Raw genomic sequence first — 15,172 nt, 5'->3', positions numbered from 1 at the left:
TGACAATTGAGATTTTTGAACCTCTATTGCCCATTTCTTTGGCCGCCCTCCAACAGCTAAAATCTCAGTGTCAAATATCTCCAAACAATCGGCCTGAGACCGATTTCAAATGCACCCGCATGGCATCATAGGCGGCAGCCGGTTCTCGATTGGAGATCGCAGAAGCGATATCTGCATGTTCCTTGAAGCTGGTGTGGTGTGACGGCGGCTTTATGGATTGGCGTGTGACGCTGCCCCACGCTACGGCGCGGTGTACAAGATTCAACTGATCGAAAATTGACAGCAGCAAAAGATTGTCACTTGCCTCGGCAATGGCGCGATGGAAGTGGTCATCCTGCACTTCATACATTTTCCAATTCTCAGCAGCGCGTGCACGCTCCATGGCAACACGCATCCGGCTCAGTGCTTCCCCTGAGGCGTTGATTGCAGCCTCGCGCGCAATTGCAGGTTCCACAGCAAGACGGGCGCGCATCATTCGAAACGGCGTAAGTTGTTTGCCAAGTTCAATTGGCGATGCAGTCATGCTGTCAAGATCTTCAACAGTCGCAGCGACGAATGTACCCTTGCCGACATGCCGCCAGATCGTGCCCTCGCGTTCCAAAGCATCCAGTGCTTTGCGCAACGTATTGCGGCTATATCCAAGCTCTGTGGTTAATTTGCGCTCGGAGGGCAGCCGCTGTCCGGGCTTCAACCCACTGGACAGGATGTATTGACGCAATCCACTCAGGGCATCACCCGTCACTACAATATTATCAGATGCGAGCATTCATTCCTCCAAATTGGTTGACCAATATACAAATTTTACAACCAATCGTATCCCAGAATATGAATTGGTTCACAAAATGCAACTAAAATATTGTATTGGTCACGATTGATTTTCTGAAGTTCTTGCCATATGTCAAAAGAACAACATGAAATTTATGGGATATTCCAATGTCAGATTATGTAATACCGGCTCCAAAAATTCCAACGATTCCTGTCGAGGGAGGTGGCGAATTTCCAGTGAGGCGTGTTTACTGCATTGGACGCAATTATGCGGCACATTCCATTGAAATGGGCGATGATCCGGACCGTGATCCGCCATTCTTTTTTCAAAAAAACCCAAATAATCTAGATGCTTCCGGCGATTTTCCTTATCCGGGCCAAACATCCGATGTGCATTATGAAGTCGAAATGGCCGTGGCCCTTAAAACGGGTGGAACCAATATTGCAACGGCTGACGCGCTCGATCATGTGTATGGGTATGCGGCTTGTCTGGACATGACACGTCGCGATCTTCAGAGCGAGGCAAAGAAAAAGGGGCGTCCCTGGGAGATTGGCAAGGCTTTTGAGCGCTCTGGACCAATTGGACCATTGCAACCGGTCTCCGAGGTCGGCCATCCCGATAATGGTCGTGTCGAACTCCTGGTAAACAACGAAGTCCAGCAGGAAGGCGATCTCAATCAGATGATCTGGAAAGTACCGGAGATGATTTCATACCTCTCCGACTTTTTTGAACTGGAACCGGGCGACGTCATCATGTCCGGAACACCGTCCGGTGTCGGCCCGATCCAGAAAGGCGACGTGATGGTTGTTAACATTGCCGGTCTGAATTCGCTCACCGTCAAAGTTACCTGATCAACAGTTCATCCACACACCTCGGTGAATTTGATCCGAGGTGTGACTGGAGCAACAGACAAAGTTTAGACGGTTGGCCAGAATTTTCTGTGCGAAATGTAAGAAAATTTGGTGCGCCCTGTAGGGTTCGAACCTACGACCCGCTGATTAAGAGTCAGCTGCTCTACCAACTGAGCTAAGGGCGCTCCAAGATTGCGTGCTATATAGACGCGATCAGTCGCTGTAAATAGCATTCCTTTTATCATTTTCCAGAGACGGACTTGTTAATCTGTGTAACTGGGCCAAAATTTGGCTCGGTTATATGACTTCGAGGATTACCAATTGTCCATCGGGTCAGTAGCGGACAGCTTTGCCTGCGTTTCACCGCACCCACCGCATTTGAATTTGGATGCGGCCGCCGACAGGGACAGATGACCTGATACCAAATCAGGCAAAATGCCATGCGGAACTTCAGTTGATCGACCGCAATTGATGCAACTGGCGCGCAACCACAGCCGCAAATCAATTACGTCCTGAATGGTTTTGATGTGTGCAAATGTTCTCTTTGATGCCATGAGAACAAACAAAGAACATATTTTTGTATTCTGCCAGCAACCAAAAATTGAACGTATGACATTATTTAACACCAGCTGACACATAGGAAAAACGATCTGGTGCGTCTCCGATTCAATCAGCAGTGATCCAATTCTCAAGCTTGCGCCAATAGATTGGTAAAAGCGTTTTCGCCCAATGTGATTGTTTTGATAAAGGAGGGTTTTGCAACGTGACCTGAGAGGCGTAATTCTTGCAGTTGCAAGGGCACATGTTCACAGTGATGTTTAACAGCCTATCGCACGATTTAGGTCAGCTGCGGATCGCTTGGAAGTATTATCCTTGATCCAAACCTGAGCTTGTCTAAGGACTTCACAAGCGGCATCTCGGTCACCGGAGCTTTCCATCAAAGAAACTGATAGATTAAACCAGGCCGCAGGGTAGTCCGGGATTTTTTCAGTTGCGGTTCTAAAGAAAGGCATCGCATCGGCCGGACGGGAATTATTCATCAGCAGTAGGCCCATGTCGAAATAGGCCATATCCGGCGTATCCGGCTGTTGAATTGCAAGCGACAGCAGTTCTTCCCCGTAGTCCGGGTCCTTAAACCGAACAATCGCGAGCACACCAAAGCCATGCAGAACGGCTGCATGGCCGGGCTTTAATAGGTGAGCTTGGTTAAATCGTCTGGCTGACGTGGAATAGTCTCCCTCGAAGAAATAGTTCCACCCTCTTTTTATAGCGCCGTCGAAGCCAGATTGAATCTCGTCACTTGTCGTAAAGTTTTTTAAGAACAATTTATCAGCCGCAGAACTTTCTGGTGTTTTTTCTGCAAAATTGAAGAATGGTGCTTCATTTTCAGGTACATCGTACGTCTTGACGCTGACAAATATACCCTCTGCAATCTCAACCCCCTCTGAGGCTGATGCAAATTGCGTGAAGCAGATCAACATCATCGAGAATATGTGTTTGATTGGCATCATTACCGACTTCTCCGTGCAATTTCATTTGCACGATGATAATTATAGCCAGATACAATCTCCAAGTGTTTTCGTGATGTATTCACTTTAAACTGGCTTTGTTGTGTTTTAGGGGCATACACGTTGTGCGAAACACGACCAATCGAGATTATTTCGGGGCGTTCTTTTTCAAGAAAGTCTTCGGTTTGCAAGGACGCGTATACACTAGGGTGCGGCTTTGACTGCGCAAATCATGGCCCTGCAGCCCACGCTGCTGTCTTACGGCCCTACGATATCTACAAACAACATCGATTGATGACGTCCTGTTTCGCTTCCGGCATGTCGCGTCTTCATAGCGTTCAGACAGTTGGCTATCGCCAACCACTACCATTGTTTATGACAACAACAGGGCGCTGCTCAAAGGTCGATGTTTTTCTTCCAGGTGGCACAGGATTGCCAATTCAATCGGTGTCTTTGCTCGCCTCCAGAGCCGCGTCCTTCACAGGACTGTGGTCGCTAAACTCGGTCAGGCAAGCGCAACTAGGAGAAAAATCTATTCAATCACGGGTCATACCGAAAAAAGCATAGAACAATCATTGATGCCTAACGCGCGCTGACTGCCGAAACGGCACCGTATGGCATTCACAAATTAGAAGTGTCTACGCGGGCCCAAAAGCGCATCAGAAACGAGAACAATCCATGAATTCATTGCAAACGATTGCCGCAAACGAACCGAATTGAGTGCAAACGCTTTTTGGGGGAATATTTGTAACTACGTACAACAAAAAGGAAATTTGGTGAGCCCTCACGGGTTCGAACCGTGGACCTACTGATTAAAAGTCAGTTGCTCTACCGACTGAGCTAAGGGCTCCCAAATTCCGGCGGAACATAGGCAAGGCAATCGGTCGGGTCAATAGCGCATTTATTTAAAATGCGTTTTGTCCAATACCGGTTAATACCGATGTTTCGAAGGCCCATTTATAACGCAAAAACGTTAAAAAGCCTTGAAGGTTGGGATGGTGCGCGTGTCCTTGATTCCGGTGAAGTGCTGGATCTTCTGCGTGACAAAATGCCCTATGTCTTCGCCCTCTCCCACGTAAAATTTGACCAGAAGGTCAAAGTCGCCCGCGGTTGAGTAGATTTCAGACGCAATCTCCGCATCAGCAATCTGATTTGCCACTTCATAGGCTTTTCCCAAATGGCATTTGATTTGTACGAAAACGGCCTGCATGATCCCTCTCAAAGCACTTATATCCAAGGTGCTCAGACCCTAGGGGAAAAGCCGCAATATGGAAAGCGAGTTAGAACTGGAAGCAGAGTATGACAATCGGGCATTGGTGCCGGAGCATGTTGAAATTCTGCCGCGCTGGGCACGAGAGGCAGCCGACTTTCGGGCGGCCTCCAGATTTGAAACCATGCGATACGGATTTGCAGAGCGCAATGTCGTCGATGTGTTTCGCTGCAACGAATTGCAACCGAGTGAAAAGCCACTGATTCTGTTTATCCATGGCGGCTATTGGCGTGCGCTCGATAAAGACATGTTCAGCCAAATGGCCCAGGGACTTTTGGCACAGGGCTTTGATGTCGCCATACCCGGCTATACCCTGTGCCCAAACATCACGATTGCCGGGATTGGTGCGGAAATGGAAGCCTGTTGCCGGTATCTTGGCCAGGTTGAAAAACGCCCTTTAATGATCACCGGTCATTCTGCTGGCGGCCATCTGGCGGCGTTGATGTGTCAGAAAGACAAGGTGGAGCAGATTCGCGTGCCGGTTGTCGCCGGACTTGGCATTTCAGGCGTGTATGACCTGACACCGATGCTTCATCTGTCGATGAATGACGATTTGAAACTCGATTTGAAGTCGGCGCTGGAATCCAGCCCGCATTTTGCAACGCCTGAGCCGGGCATTTATTTTGATGCCTGGGTTGGGTCAGATGAGTCGGGAGAGTTTCGCAGGCAAAGTGAGGGTTTTGCCATGAAGTGGCGCGAAAACTCGGCACTCACGACTTATATCGAGATGGCGGGAGCCAATCATTTCACCGCGATCGAGCCACTGACTGATGCCGACAGTCTTCTTGTAAAACGGATCGCGGCATTGGCCAGTTAGACTTCAAATTTAGGCACCCGCGATCCAAATAAGGCCGCTTTGCGTAAATCGACTAAGGGCATCAAAACTGAAGGAGGCAAGCATGACAATACTCACCAGACATATGATCGGACTTTTGGCCGGTGCTATGGCACTTACAGGTGCAACTATCGGGGTCACCTCGGCGCAATCGGTTGCGCCGGCGGATCAGAGTGAAATCCAGTCCATTATTCGCATGCAGGTCGATGCATTCATGGCTGACAATTCATCAACCGCATTCTCATTCGCTGCGCCTTCAATCAAAAACATGTTTGGCAGTGACGAACGGTTTATGAGCATGGTGCGCCAGCAATACCCACAGGTTTTCCGGCCACAATCCTTCGAATTCGGCAGGCTGAAAAGCAGCCCCACCGGCCCCGTGCAGGAAGCTTATATTACCGGTCCGGCAGGCAAGGACTGGCTTGCGGTTTACACGCTTGAGCAACAGGCGGATGGGAGCTGGAAGATCAGCGGCTGCTATATTGTGCCCGACAATGGCGCAAAGGTTTAAACGGACTTTTTTCGAAAATATTTGAGGCTTGTCAGGGGATTGGACGTACCAGGTCCGATCCCAGAGCTCCGCTGGCGATCAGATACAACACCAATGTGACCGTCGCGACAGACATGCCTGTGCCGACCAAAACCGCTGTGGATGCGCGTTCAATATACACATTGTATTGCTGTGCGATGACATAGATGGTGGCGGCTGGCGGCAGTGAGGCCATCAGCACGCCTGTTGCCACCCAGACCGGATCGAAATCCCCGACAACGCCAAGCATGAGGTAAGCGATCAGTGGGTGGGCAATCAGCTTTACAGCCAGCAGACCCGGAAGTTCGACAGGGAACCGCTTCAACGGGCGCAGTGCCACTGTCACCCCCATTGCAAACAACGCTGAAGGCGCAGCTGCAGAGCTCAGAAATGTAAGAATTGTATCCACTGCCTGAGGCGGCTCAAAGTGAAATGCAGCACCCAGAACGCCAGCAATGGTTGCAATAATGAAGGGGTGCAAAAAGACCTTCCTCGATATCTGCAATGCCAGCTTAAATGGTGGTAGCTTTTCAGTGCCGGCAAAGGCCATCAGCAATGGGGCCAACGTAAAGACCAGAGCCACGTCAAAGCAGAAGATCAGAGCTGCCGGCACAGCAGCCTCCGGCCCCAGAACTGCGAGTGTCAGGCCCGGGCCCATATAGCCGACATTTGCATAGCCGCCCACCATGCCTTGAATCGTCGCCACGGCGACATTGCCCCTGGTAATGTAAATCCCGATACAGAACGCGAGCGCGAATGCACAATATGTGGAAAAGCTTGTGGAAAAAACATAAGTCCAGTTCGCAAGCTCCTCAATTGGCGTTTTGGAAATGAGCTGAAAGAACAGAGCCGGCAGTGCAAAATAGATGATGAAAATATTGAGCCACGCCAGCCCTTCCGCCGGAACCTTGAAAATTCTCCCGGCGAAAAACCCCAGAAAGATAAGCCCGAAAAACGGGAAAGCGAGTGTAGCGACCTGCAGCATGGGTTAGGTACGTTCCAGAGGCGTGGGTTGTTGGCTCAAGATTTGGTCAAAGGCCGATTGCGTTGTAAAGCAAAATGCAGTTATTGCGTAGCAGCAAAACAGATCGAGTGACGCTTCCTTGCCCAAACCCATCACCCCAACGCTTCAACATCGTTTGGAATATGTCGGATTTCGTGCTGTTGCAGGCATCATGAATGCGCTGCCGCTTGGCGCGGCTTCCGCGATTATGGGTTTTGTCTGGAAGAGGTTGGCCCGGTTTAACCATCGCCATGCCACGGTCCAGAAACATCTTCAGGAAGCGTTTCCTGAAAAGAATGAGGCATGGATACAACAGACCACATCCCGTCATTGGAACAATCTGGGACGGACGATGGCCGAAGGTCTTTGCATCGGCAAGCTGCTGAAGCAGAGACATAGAATTACCCTTGAATCACAGGACCTCATCGACCAATTGGCACAAAGCACAAAGGGTGCTGTTTTTGTATCGCTGCATATGGGCAATTGGGAATTATTGGCCGTTCCGGCACTGGAGAATGGCCTGTCGATGGCAGGCATCTATCAGCGCGCTTCGAACCCTTTGGTCGACCGCTATATCAGGCTGGTGCGCCAACCATTGTACCCCGGCGGGCTGCATTCCAAACGCAATACATCTGTAAACGCGCTTATCAAATGGGTTCGTGGTGGCGAAACCGTTTGTATGATGGGAGATCTGAGACAAAGACGTGGTATTGAGGTTCCCTTTTTCGGGCATATGGCCCCGTCAACGCCCTTCCCGGCCATGATTGCCGAAAAACTGGATGTGCCTTTGATTGCTGCCTGTTGTCGCCGCACAACAGGATGTCATTTCACGATTGAGGTCGTCGAAATCAGCAGTGGAACGGGTGCCTCTGTCGATGAACGCATTGCTGACGCCACGACCCGGCTTCACAAACAATTTGAAGACTGGATACGCGAGACACCGGAACAATGGATGTGGGGCCATCGCCGACGATAGCCTTGTTCAGGCCATTTGATGAACACTGGTATCAATGATAGATCGAATCCATTGGCTTTTCCGCAAGACCGGGCTGGCAGCATCCCAGATTTTTGCCCTATTTATCAGGTCATTGTCTTACAGTTCATATTGATCGCCGAATCTATTGTGAAGCACAAACTGAATCGGTTTTTCGGGCCTGAACCATGGAGAGACAACCAAGGTCGAGGCCCTGATCATCTAAAGAGGTATTTATGCGTTTTGCGGTCATCTCAGACATCCACGGTAATTGTCTGGCCCTTGAAGCCGTTCTGGATGACATTTCAAGGCAAGGCATCGATCAGATACTTAATCTTGGAGACCATTTTGGTGGGCCGCTGGAAGCCGGAAAAACCGCTGATATTCTGACTAAGCAGAAGACTATGTTGTCTATCAAAGGCAATCACGACCGGTTTCTTCTGGAGCTTCCTCGCGCAGAGTTGGGTGCGTGGGATGGCCCGGCATTTGCCCAACTCAGCAAAACCCATTTGCAGTGGGTCGCGACCCTTCCCGGCACAGCAGTTTTTGAAGATGACGTGTTTCTGTGCCATGGCATTCCGACGTCAGACAATTCGCATTGGCTCGATACGCCTAACGAAAAAATTGGGATGAATTTGCGACCGTTAGCGGATATTGAACGCGACGCTCTCGGTTTTGACTTTCCAGTCATGCTTTGTGGACATTCACACGTTTCGCGCCTCGTGCGCCTGTCTGACGGACGTTGTGTGCTCAATCCAGGAAGTGTCGGATGTCCGGGCTTCAAAGACACCAGAGCGACCCCTTATGTTATGCATACCGGCAGTCCCAGTGCAGCCTATGCGATTGTTGTAAGACGCAATCAAGGTTGGGATTTTACGTTTCGTCACGTGTCCTATGACCATATGACGATGGCCAGATTGGCCCAGTCCAAGGGCATGCAGGATTGGGCGAGCGCTTTAGCAGGCGGCTGGATTTCCTGAACCACTTCGCCCGGCGACGACACATCATCGCCATTGTAATGCGACAAACCCTCATTTGCTTTGAGCTTAACCTGCGGGTTAGGCTTTTGGTCCCGCCACATGAATTGTGGCATTCACAGAATTAATGGAGTTCACATGTCAGTAGCACGCGTTACGGAAATCATCTCCTCCTCGTCCAAAAGCTTTGAAGATGCCTTGGAAAAGGGAATCCAACGTGCCTCAGAGACACTCAAGAATGTCGAAGGCGCCTGGGTTAAAGATCAAAAGGTCGTTGTCTCCAATGGCAAGATCACCGAATACCGGGTCGTCATGAAGGTGACATTCGTTCTGAACGACTAAAAACATTTAGCAACAGGGTTTTAGACCCTGTTGCTAATAATTTGAATCCGCAATTTGGGTGCGGCATTCAGGCCTTGTTCTAATGAAGGCCTGGAGACACGTGCTGCAAATTATCCAGTGACATTTGTATGAGGATCCGGATAACCAATTTGAGAATTCACTCCGCTTTGATGTGCCTTTGGCGCAGATTGTACGGACTTTGTCATCCTGATCGGTGATGAGCGATTGCTGGCAGACCGTATGAAGCTGAGTGCCCAGGGATCGATTTCAGATCCGGCCAATTTTTGTCCCACAATATTGATCGGCATCAACGACAATGGCGTTGCGTATGACTGCATTCCACCACTTGATCCAGCGCAGGTGCAACAGCTTTACAGCACCGGTGAAAAGATCCTGAAACTTGAGGACACTCATGACCGATAAAATGACAATACATGGCAAAATAATACCAGCAAACCTGATCGGTTCACTTAAGGATGCCGACATGAACGGTGATCTTTCCGCGCAACTTGAGCAGGATGGCTATCTATTGCTGCGCGCAGTGCACGACCCTGATGCCGTATCAGCCGCCAGAAATGAGGTGCTGAACCGCCTCGCCGAGGTTGATGAGATCGCACAGCCAGCCCGTGCCGGAATCGCCAGCGGTCGGTCGACCCGTGCTGAACAGCATGATGATTTAGGTGCTTTCTGGCGTTCAGTAAGCGAAGGACAGGCACTGCGCAAAGTGATCAACGGATCACGAATTTCGTCGGTCATGGAGCGGCTGTTTGGCGAGCCATCTGCGCATTTTTCTTTTGCCTGGCTACGCGCGATGCCTGCCGGTCGGGCAAGTCCGCTGCACATCGACCACCCATACATGAACCGAGGCAGCGACCGTCTGGTAACCAGCTGGACACCGATTGGTGCCGTCGCGCAGGACGAAGGACCATTGTACATCATTGAAGGATCGCACAAATGGCCTGAATTGAGAGACCGGTTCGAAGGTCTCGACGTGGATCGTGATTCGTCCAGACCCGGCCATATGTCGGATCATCCGGCCGACATGGCGGCAGAACACGGAACGCGCCTGCTCACGACGGCATTTGCGCCGGGCGATTGTCTTGTCTTCGGGATGTTTACAGCGCATGCATCATTCGACAACAACACATCGACGGGCAAAGTGCGGATCTCGTGCGACACACGTTTTCAGCCTGCTGCTGATGCAATGGATGAACGTTTCTCAGGTCCAAACCCTCCGGCGCATGAGGGGCTGGGATACGCCTGCCTGTCCGCTTCTAAGCCGATGACAGCTGCGGTTCATCTTCGCTGAAAATTTGCCGGGCGCCTAGCGATCAGCGCCAGGCTGGTCTTGTCAATCTGACCATGCTTACGTGCAACCCATTTTAACAGCGTTAAAAACGCTTCGGTATCAAATTACCTGGTCTAGAACTGATCTGCTGTCCGCATTTTGATGATGGTATCCGGATCGCTGACAGAACCATTTTGGGAACTTGAGCCCTTTTTGATCTGGTCAACATGATCCATGCCCTCTGTGACCTTACCGAATACGGTGTACTGGCCATTCAGATGAGTTGCTGCATCGAACATGATGAAAAACTGGGAATTAGCGCTGTTTGGGCTCCGGGAGCGGGCCATGCCAAGTGTGCCACGTTCAAATGGAACGTCTGAAAATTCAGCTTTCAAATCAGGCAGATCAGATCCACCGGTTCCATTTCCCAATGGATCGCCGGTCTGTGCCATGAACCCGTCAATCACGCGATGGAATTTCAAACCATCATAAAAGCCGCTATTGGCGAGGGATTTCATGCGTTCGACATGGTTTGGAGCCGCGTCTGGCATCAACTCAATTTTTACCTGGCCCGTTTTGGTCTCCAGGATCAGTGTATCTGCGTCATTTGCGGCGTGACTCATGGCTGTAAGGGCGAATATCGCAATTGCAGCGGTGATGGATTTAATCAGGTTCATTCGAAAACTCCGGTTTGATTCCCTGTTGTTCGTGGCAACCAAGCCACGAACAGTTGGGCATTTTTAGGGTCGCTTTTGAAGCTGTAATAGCAATGAGCCTCAATGGCGGTCAATGAATCCCATATGCTTCACCCTATCAAGCGCGTAGAACCAGGTTTTCCGTATCAAACGGGCTTTCCTCAATAACGGTTGCGTCATAAGGCTCTCCCAGAATGTGAACTTGCATTTTTGAACCCAACTCAGCGTAAGCTGGTGGAACCATGGCCAATGCCAAGGACTTCTGGATACGCCAACCATACCCGCCGGATGTTGCGCGTCCGATCAGCTTCTCTCCGTCAAAAATGGCTTCTGATCCTCTGACGTCAGCATCTTTGATCCCATGGACTTCCAGCGTCACAAAAGCCCAGTTATCACCCGCTTCATGGCGTTTCAGGAGAGCTTCTTTCCCCACAAATTCCTTGGCTGGCTTGATGAAGCGATCAAGGCCGGATTCATAGGCCGAGTATTCAATGGACAATTCACGCGGGATCAATCGATAGGATTTTTCCAGCCGCATGGCATCCATGGCGCGAATGCCAAATGGTTGAATGCCAAATTCGGCACCGGCTTCCATCAGCGCATCAAAAATTTCCAACTGCATTTCAATTGGATGATGAAATTCCCATCCCAACTCACCAACAAAGTTTACCCGTAATGCATGGGCGGTGGCTTTGCCAACGCTGATCGGTTTGCCAGAGAGCCATGGAAACCCTGCATTGGACAAGTCTGTATCCGTGAGCTTTGCCAATACATCGCGTGATTTCGGTCCTGCCAGCACCAGCACGCCGTGCTGCGCAGTGATTGGTGACAGATGCACGGAGCCATCCTTGGGCAGTGCTTTTTTCAATACGTCATGATCATGACGCTCATAAGCACCAGCCGACACAAGATAAAACCGACCGGGATGCCATTCATAAACAGTGAATTCCGACAAGACACCGCCAGAGCGCGTCAGCAGATGGCAGAGCGCGATGCGGCCCTGCTTCTTTGGAATGCTGTTTGCGAACAGGCTGTTCAGCCAGTCACGAGCGCCCGGCCCTGTGACTTCCAATTTGGCAAAGGCAGACATGTCGAGAACGCCAACATTTTCGGTGACATTTTTAACTTCCTGCCCAACAAACTCAAAATAGTTGGAGCGACGGAATGACCATTTTTCGACAATACGGCCATCTTCCGTTGCCGGCGCGTGATTGTGGTTCAGCAACAGATCGGGATATTCCAGTTCCTCGGCAGGCACAGAATAATCCAGCGGTGCAAACCAGTTGGCGCGCTCCCATCCATAAACCGACCCAAACACTGCGCCACGGGCTTTCAGGCGATCATAGATCGGGGTTTTCTTCAGAGGGCGCGCTGCGACACGCTCCTCATCGGGATAATGCATGGTGAAGACATTTGAGTAGGCTTCTTCATTCTTTTCTTTCAAATAACCCTTGGTCGCATAAGGGCCAAAGCGGCGCGGATCGACGCCCATCATGTCAATGGTGGGTTCTCCGTCGACGATCCATTCAGCAAGCTGCCATCCGGCACCGCCCGCTGCCGTAATACCGAAGGAATGCCCTTCATTCAGCCAGACATTTGGAACATCCCAGGCGGGGCCGATAATTGGCGAGCCATCAGGTGTGTAGGCAATGGCCCCATTATAGACCTTCTTGATGCCGACTTCACCAAAGGCTGGAACGCGCTCAATGGCACTTTCTATGTGAGGCATCAACCGGTCCAGATCTTCCTGGAACAACTCGTATTCGCTCTCCGCATCCGGGCCGTCGACATAACAGCAAGGCGCACCTTTTTCGTAAGGCCCAAGCAGCAAGCCGCCTGCCTCTTCACGCATATACCAGGAGGAATCGCTTTCCCGAAGGACACCCATTTCGGGGAGCCCCTGGGCTCGGCGCTCCAGAATGGCAGGATGGGCTTCTGTGACGATGTATTGATGCTCAACCGGGATGACCGGGATATCGAGGCCAAACATCTCGCCGGTCTTGCGCGCAAAATTGCCGGAACAGCAGACAATGTGCTCGCATTCAATATTGCCTTTGTCGGTTTCGACGATCCATGTGTCCTGTTCACTGCGGGTCGCGCCGGTGACATTGGTGTTTCGATAGATTTTTGCGCCATTGTCCCGGGCGCCCTTTGCCAAAGCCTGTGTCAGATCGGCGGGCTGGATGTAGCCATCTTCCGGATGCTGAATGGCACCCAGAATGCCGTCGGTTTCACAGAGCGGCCAGATTTCCTTCAACTCTTCGGGGGTCAGCAGCTTGACATCAATGCCGATGGTTTTGGCAACACCGGCATAATACAAATACTCGTCCCAACGGTCCTTGCTACGTGCCAGCCTGATATTGGAAACGCGCGAGAGGCCGGCATTCAATCCGGTCTCAGCTTCCAGTTCGCCGTAGAGCTTGACTGAGTATTTGTGAATCTGGCCAACAGAATAGCTGAGATTAAACAATGGCAGCAGACCGGCCGCATGCCATGTGGAGCCGGATGTCAGCTCCTTGCGTTCCAGCAGAACCACGTCGGACCAGCCCTTTTTTGCCAGATGATAGAGGGTCGAGACACCAACCGCACCGCCGCCAATAACCACCACCTTTGCCCGAGATTCCATGCTCTGATCCTTTGCATACATAAAACGCACTCCCACCAACCTATTTGCAGGTGTCAAACGCTTCCAGCTTCAATGCGACAGCCAACCTTTACCCTGCGACATATGTCTTGCCGAGCGCGATTGACTAAATATCCCAGAACCGGGCGTTTTGTCACTTGCGCAGGCCGCGCATAGAACTGCACTATAAATTCTGGGTGCGCGCTTTTTGTTCGTTCGCGCCCTTATTGGGGAGAATTCTGTGGCTCGATTTTCTGCGTGGGCACTGGCAAAGAACGCACTGAAAGGGAACCAGCACTGGGACAGTCAGTGGCGTAAACCGGAGCCGAAGCCCGCTTATGATGTCATCATTGTTGGCGGCGGAGGCCACGGCCTGGCGACAGCTTTCTATCTGGCGAAGGAACACGGCATCCACAATGTGGCTGTTGTTGAAAAAGGCTGGATTGGCAGCGGAAATGTAGGCCGCAACACAACCATCGTGCGCTCCAATTATGAGCGTCGCCCCAATGCTTTGTTTTACGAACACAGCCTGAAACTGTGGGAAGGTCTGTCGCAGGTCCTGAACTACAATGTGATGTTCTCACAGCGCGGCGTTCTCAATCTGGCTCATTCTCCCGGAGAATTGGATGCTTTTGCAACAAGAGGCAATGCCCTGCGTCTTCATGGCATTGATGCTGAACTTCTGGACCGAAATGAAGTGGCGCGGTTTGTTCCGCAGCTTGATATGAGTGCGGAAACACGGTTCCCTATTGTTGGCGGACTGTTGCAGCCACGCGCAGGCACAGCGCGTCATGATGCTATTGCATGGGGCTATGCACGTGCGGCAGATCATTTGGGCATAGATATTCTGGAGAATTGCGAAGTTACCGGGTTTCTGAAAGACGGGGATGCAGTCATTGGCGTGCAGACCACACGCGGTGACATAAAATCTGCAAAGATTGGTGTGGCGGTGGCTGGAAGCACATCAGACGTGATGCGCAAGGCTGGCGTCGAGAACCTGCCTATAGAAAGCCATGTGCTGCAGGCATTTGTATCAGAATCCCTGAAACCTGCGGTCAACACCGTGGTCACCGGCGGCGGCGGGCATTTCTACATGTCACAATCCGACAAGGGCGGCCTAGTTTACGGTGGCAATATCGACAAATACAATTCCTATGCTCAACGCGGCAATCTGCCAGTTATTGAAGATGTCCACACGTTGATGCTGGCACTGTATCCGCAATTTGCAAAACTGCGGATGCTGCGTCATTGGGGTGGCATCATGGATATGTCGCTGGATGGCAGCCCAATCATTACCAAAGGGCCGCTTCCGGGGCTCTATCTTAACGCTGGGTGGTGCTATGGCGGGTTCAAGGCAACGCCAGCTTCCGGCTGGTGTTTCGCCCACACAATTGCAAATGACGCGCCCCACGCGCTCAACGCGCCCTTCACACTGGAACGCTTCAATTCCGGTTACACAATTAACGAAGGTGGCGCTGGCCCCTTCGCCAAGCTGCATTAGGGCGGATAATT

The 15,172-nt window shown here is 51.2% G+C and carries 15 protein-coding genes and 2 tRNA genes; 9 read left to right on the top strand and 8 right to left on the bottom strand.

Annotated elements, in window-relative coordinates; genetic code table 11:
- Positions 1 to 70: 70 nt before the first annotated feature.
- On the bottom strand, positions 71 to 766 hold the full coding sequence (locus RAL91_RS14180) for a FadR/GntR family transcriptional regulator (RefSeq protein ID WP_306256874.1): 696 nt from the start codon (positions 764 to 766) through the stop codon (positions 71 to 73).
- Between the two features lie 167 nt (positions 767 to 933).
- Between RAL91_RS14180 and RAL91_RS14175 the strand changes: the two genes are divergently transcribed.
- Complete coding sequence (locus tag RAL91_RS14175; RefSeq protein WP_306256873.1) at positions 934 to 1,617, top strand: fumarylacetoacetate hydrolase family protein; 684 nt, start codon at positions 934 to 936, stop codon at positions 1,615 to 1,617.
- A 109-nt stretch (positions 1,618 to 1,726) separates the two neighbouring features.
- Here the strand turns inward: RAL91_RS14175 and RAL91_RS14170 are convergent.
- The 4 genes from RAL91_RS14170 to RAL91_RS14155 all read right to left on the bottom strand — a co-directional run bounded on the left by RAL91_RS14170 (position 1,727) and on the right by RAL91_RS14155 (position 4,335).
- Positions 1,727 to 1,802 (bottom strand) — tRNA-Lys (locus RAL91_RS14170).
- Between the two features lie 633 nt (positions 1,803 to 2,435).
- A complete protein-coding gene (locus RAL91_RS14165; RefSeq protein WP_306256872.1) occupies positions 2,436 to 3,128 on the bottom strand; it encodes a hypothetical protein in 693 nt (230 codons plus the stop codon).
- A 771-nt stretch (positions 3,129 to 3,899) separates the two neighbouring features.
- Positions 3,900 to 3,975, bottom strand: a tRNA-Lys gene (locus tag RAL91_RS14160).
- A 123-nt stretch (positions 3,976 to 4,098) separates the two neighbouring features.
- Positions 4,099 to 4,335: an Lrp/AsnC family transcriptional regulator gene (locus RAL91_RS14155; RefSeq protein ID WP_306256871.1), complete on the bottom strand. Its 237-nt coding sequence runs from the start codon at positions 4,333 to 4,335 to the stop codon at positions 4,099 to 4,101.
- A gap of 58 nt (positions 4,336 to 4,393) precedes the next feature.
- On the opposite strand from RAL91_RS14155, the gene RAL91_RS14150 reads away from it, so the two are divergent.
- Together RAL91_RS14150 and RAL91_RS14145 are read left to right on the top strand one after the other, a co-directional pair.
- Positions 4,394 to 5,212 carry an alpha/beta hydrolase gene (locus RAL91_RS14150; RefSeq protein WP_306256870.1) on the top strand — a complete coding sequence of 273 codons (819 nt, stop codon included), beginning with the start codon at positions 4,394 to 4,396 and terminating at the stop codon, positions 5,210 to 5,212.
- An 82-nt stretch (positions 5,213 to 5,294) separates the two neighbouring features.
- A complete protein-coding gene (locus RAL91_RS14145) occupies positions 5,295 to 5,741 on the top strand; it encodes a DUF4864 domain-containing protein (RefSeq protein WP_306256869.1) in 447 nt (148 codons plus the stop codon).
- Positions 5,742 to 5,772: 31 nt separating this feature from the next.
- Here the strand turns inward: RAL91_RS14145 and RAL91_RS14140 are convergent, their stop codons facing one another.
- Positions 5,773 to 6,744 carry an AEC family transporter gene (locus tag RAL91_RS14140; protein ID WP_306256868.1) on the bottom strand — a complete coding sequence of 324 codons (972 nt, stop codon included), beginning with the start codon at positions 6,742 to 6,744 and terminating at the stop codon, positions 5,773 to 5,775.
- Between the two features lie 118 nt (positions 6,745 to 6,862).
- On the opposite strand from RAL91_RS14140, the gene RAL91_RS14135 reads away from it, so the two are divergent.
- The 5 genes from RAL91_RS14135 (at position 6,863) to RAL91_RS14115 (ending at position 10,363) form a co-directional block, all read left to right on the top strand.
- A complete protein-coding gene (locus RAL91_RS14135; protein WP_306256867.1) occupies positions 6,863 to 7,738 on the top strand; it encodes a lysophospholipid acyltransferase family protein in 876 nt (291 codons plus the stop codon).
- 233 nt (positions 7,739 to 7,971) lie between these two features.
- Positions 7,972 to 8,715: a metallophosphoesterase gene (locus RAL91_RS14130; RefSeq protein WP_306256865.1), complete on the top strand. Its 744-nt coding sequence runs from the start codon at positions 7,972 to 7,974 to the stop codon at positions 8,713 to 8,715.
- Between the two features lie 135 nt (positions 8,716 to 8,850).
- A complete protein-coding gene (locus RAL91_RS14125; RefSeq protein ID WP_306256864.1) occupies positions 8,851 to 9,054 on the top strand; it encodes a dodecin family protein in 204 nt (67 codons plus the stop codon).
- 240 nt (positions 9,055 to 9,294) lie between these two features.
- Positions 9,295 to 9,477 (top strand): hypothetical protein, encoded by a 183-nt coding sequence (locus tag RAL91_RS14120; protein WP_306256863.1) that lies wholly within the window; start codon positions 9,295 to 9,297, stop codon positions 9,475 to 9,477.
- On the top strand, positions 9,467 to 10,363 hold the full coding sequence (locus RAL91_RS14115) for a phytanoyl-CoA dioxygenase family protein (protein ID WP_306256862.1): 897 nt from the start codon (positions 9,467 to 9,469) through the stop codon (positions 10,361 to 10,363). Before RAL91_RS14120 ends, RAL91_RS14115 begins: the two co-directional genes overlap by 11 nt.
- Before the next feature lie 113 nt (positions 10,364 to 10,476).
- Here the strand turns inward: RAL91_RS14115 and RAL91_RS14110 are convergent, their stop codons facing one another.
- A complete protein-coding gene (locus RAL91_RS14110) occupies positions 10,477 to 10,965 on the bottom strand; it encodes a peptidylprolyl isomerase (protein WP_306262929.1) in 489 nt (162 codons plus the stop codon).
- 190 nt (positions 10,966 to 11,155) lie between these two features.
- Positions 11,156 to 13,663, bottom strand: a complete 2,508-nt coding sequence (locus RAL91_RS14105; RefSeq protein WP_306256861.1) for an FAD-dependent oxidoreductase — start codon at positions 13,661 to 13,663, stop codon at positions 11,156 to 11,158.
- Positions 13,664 to 13,901: 238 nt separating this feature from the next.
- On the opposite strand from RAL91_RS14105, the gene RAL91_RS14100 reads away from it, so the two are divergent.
- Positions 13,902 to 15,161, top strand: coding sequence for a sarcosine oxidase subunit beta family protein (locus RAL91_RS14100; RefSeq protein WP_306256860.1), 1,260 nt, complete (start codon positions 13,902 to 13,904; stop codon positions 15,159 to 15,161).
- Positions 15,162 to 15,172: the final 11 nt, after the last annotated feature.

Origin of the sequence: Pararhizobium sp. IMCC21322 (genome assembly GCF_030758295.1) — a bacterium.
In the GTDB taxonomy this organism is placed as follows: Bacteria; Pseudomonadota; Alphaproteobacteria; order Rhizobiales.
This window is presented reverse-complemented; position numbering and strand designations above follow the sequence as displayed.

What these genes read in the sequence shown, in the direction of transcription:
- RAL91_RS14180 (WP_306256874.1), bottom strand. Translation starts at nt 766, where the DNA reads ATGCTCGCATCTGATAATATTGTAGTGACGGGTGATGCCCTGAGTGGA.
- RAL91_RS14175 (WP_306256873.1), top strand. Translation starts at nt 934, where the DNA reads ATGTCAGATTATGTAATACCGGCTCCAAAAATTCCAACGATTCCTGTC.
- RAL91_RS14165 (WP_306256872.1), bottom strand. Translation starts at nt 3,128, where the DNA reads ATGATGCCAATCAAACACATATTCTCGATGATGTTGATCTGCTTCACG.
- RAL91_RS14155 (WP_306256871.1), bottom strand. Translation starts at nt 4,335, where the DNA reads ATGCAGGCCGTTTTCGTACAAATCAAATGCCATTTGGGAAAAGCCTAT.
- RAL91_RS14150 (WP_306256870.1), top strand. Translation starts at nt 4,394, where the DNA reads ATGGAAAGCGAGTTAGAACTGGAAGCAGAGTATGACAATCGGGCATTG.
- RAL91_RS14145 (WP_306256869.1), top strand. Translation starts at nt 5,295, where the DNA reads ATGACAATACTCACCAGACATATGATCGGACTTTTGGCCGGTGCTATG.
- RAL91_RS14140 (WP_306256868.1), bottom strand. Translation starts at nt 6,744, where the DNA reads ATGCTGCAGGTCGCTACACTCGCTTTCCCGTTTTTCGGGCTTATCTTT.
- RAL91_RS14130 (WP_306256865.1), top strand. Translation starts at nt 7,972, where the DNA reads ATGCGTTTTGCGGTCATCTCAGACATCCACGGTAATTGTCTGGCCCTT.
- RAL91_RS14125 (WP_306256864.1), top strand. Translation starts at nt 8,851, where the DNA reads ATGTCAGTAGCACGCGTTACGGAAATCATCTCCTCCTCGTCCAAAAGC.
- RAL91_RS14120 (WP_306256863.1), top strand. Translation starts at nt 9,295, where the DNA reads ATGAAGCTGAGTGCCCAGGGATCGATTTCAGATCCGGCCAATTTTTGT.
- RAL91_RS14115 (WP_306256862.1), top strand. Translation starts at nt 9,467, where the DNA reads ATGACCGATAAAATGACAATACATGGCAAAATAATACCAGCAAACCTG.
- RAL91_RS14110 (WP_306262929.1), bottom strand. Translation starts at nt 10,965, where the DNA reads ATGAGTCACGCCGCAAATGACGCAGATACACTGATCCTGGAGACCAAA.
- RAL91_RS14105 (WP_306256861.1), bottom strand. Translation starts at nt 13,663, where the DNA reads ATGGAATCTCGGGCAAAGGTGGTGGTTATTGGCGGCGGTGCGGTTGGT.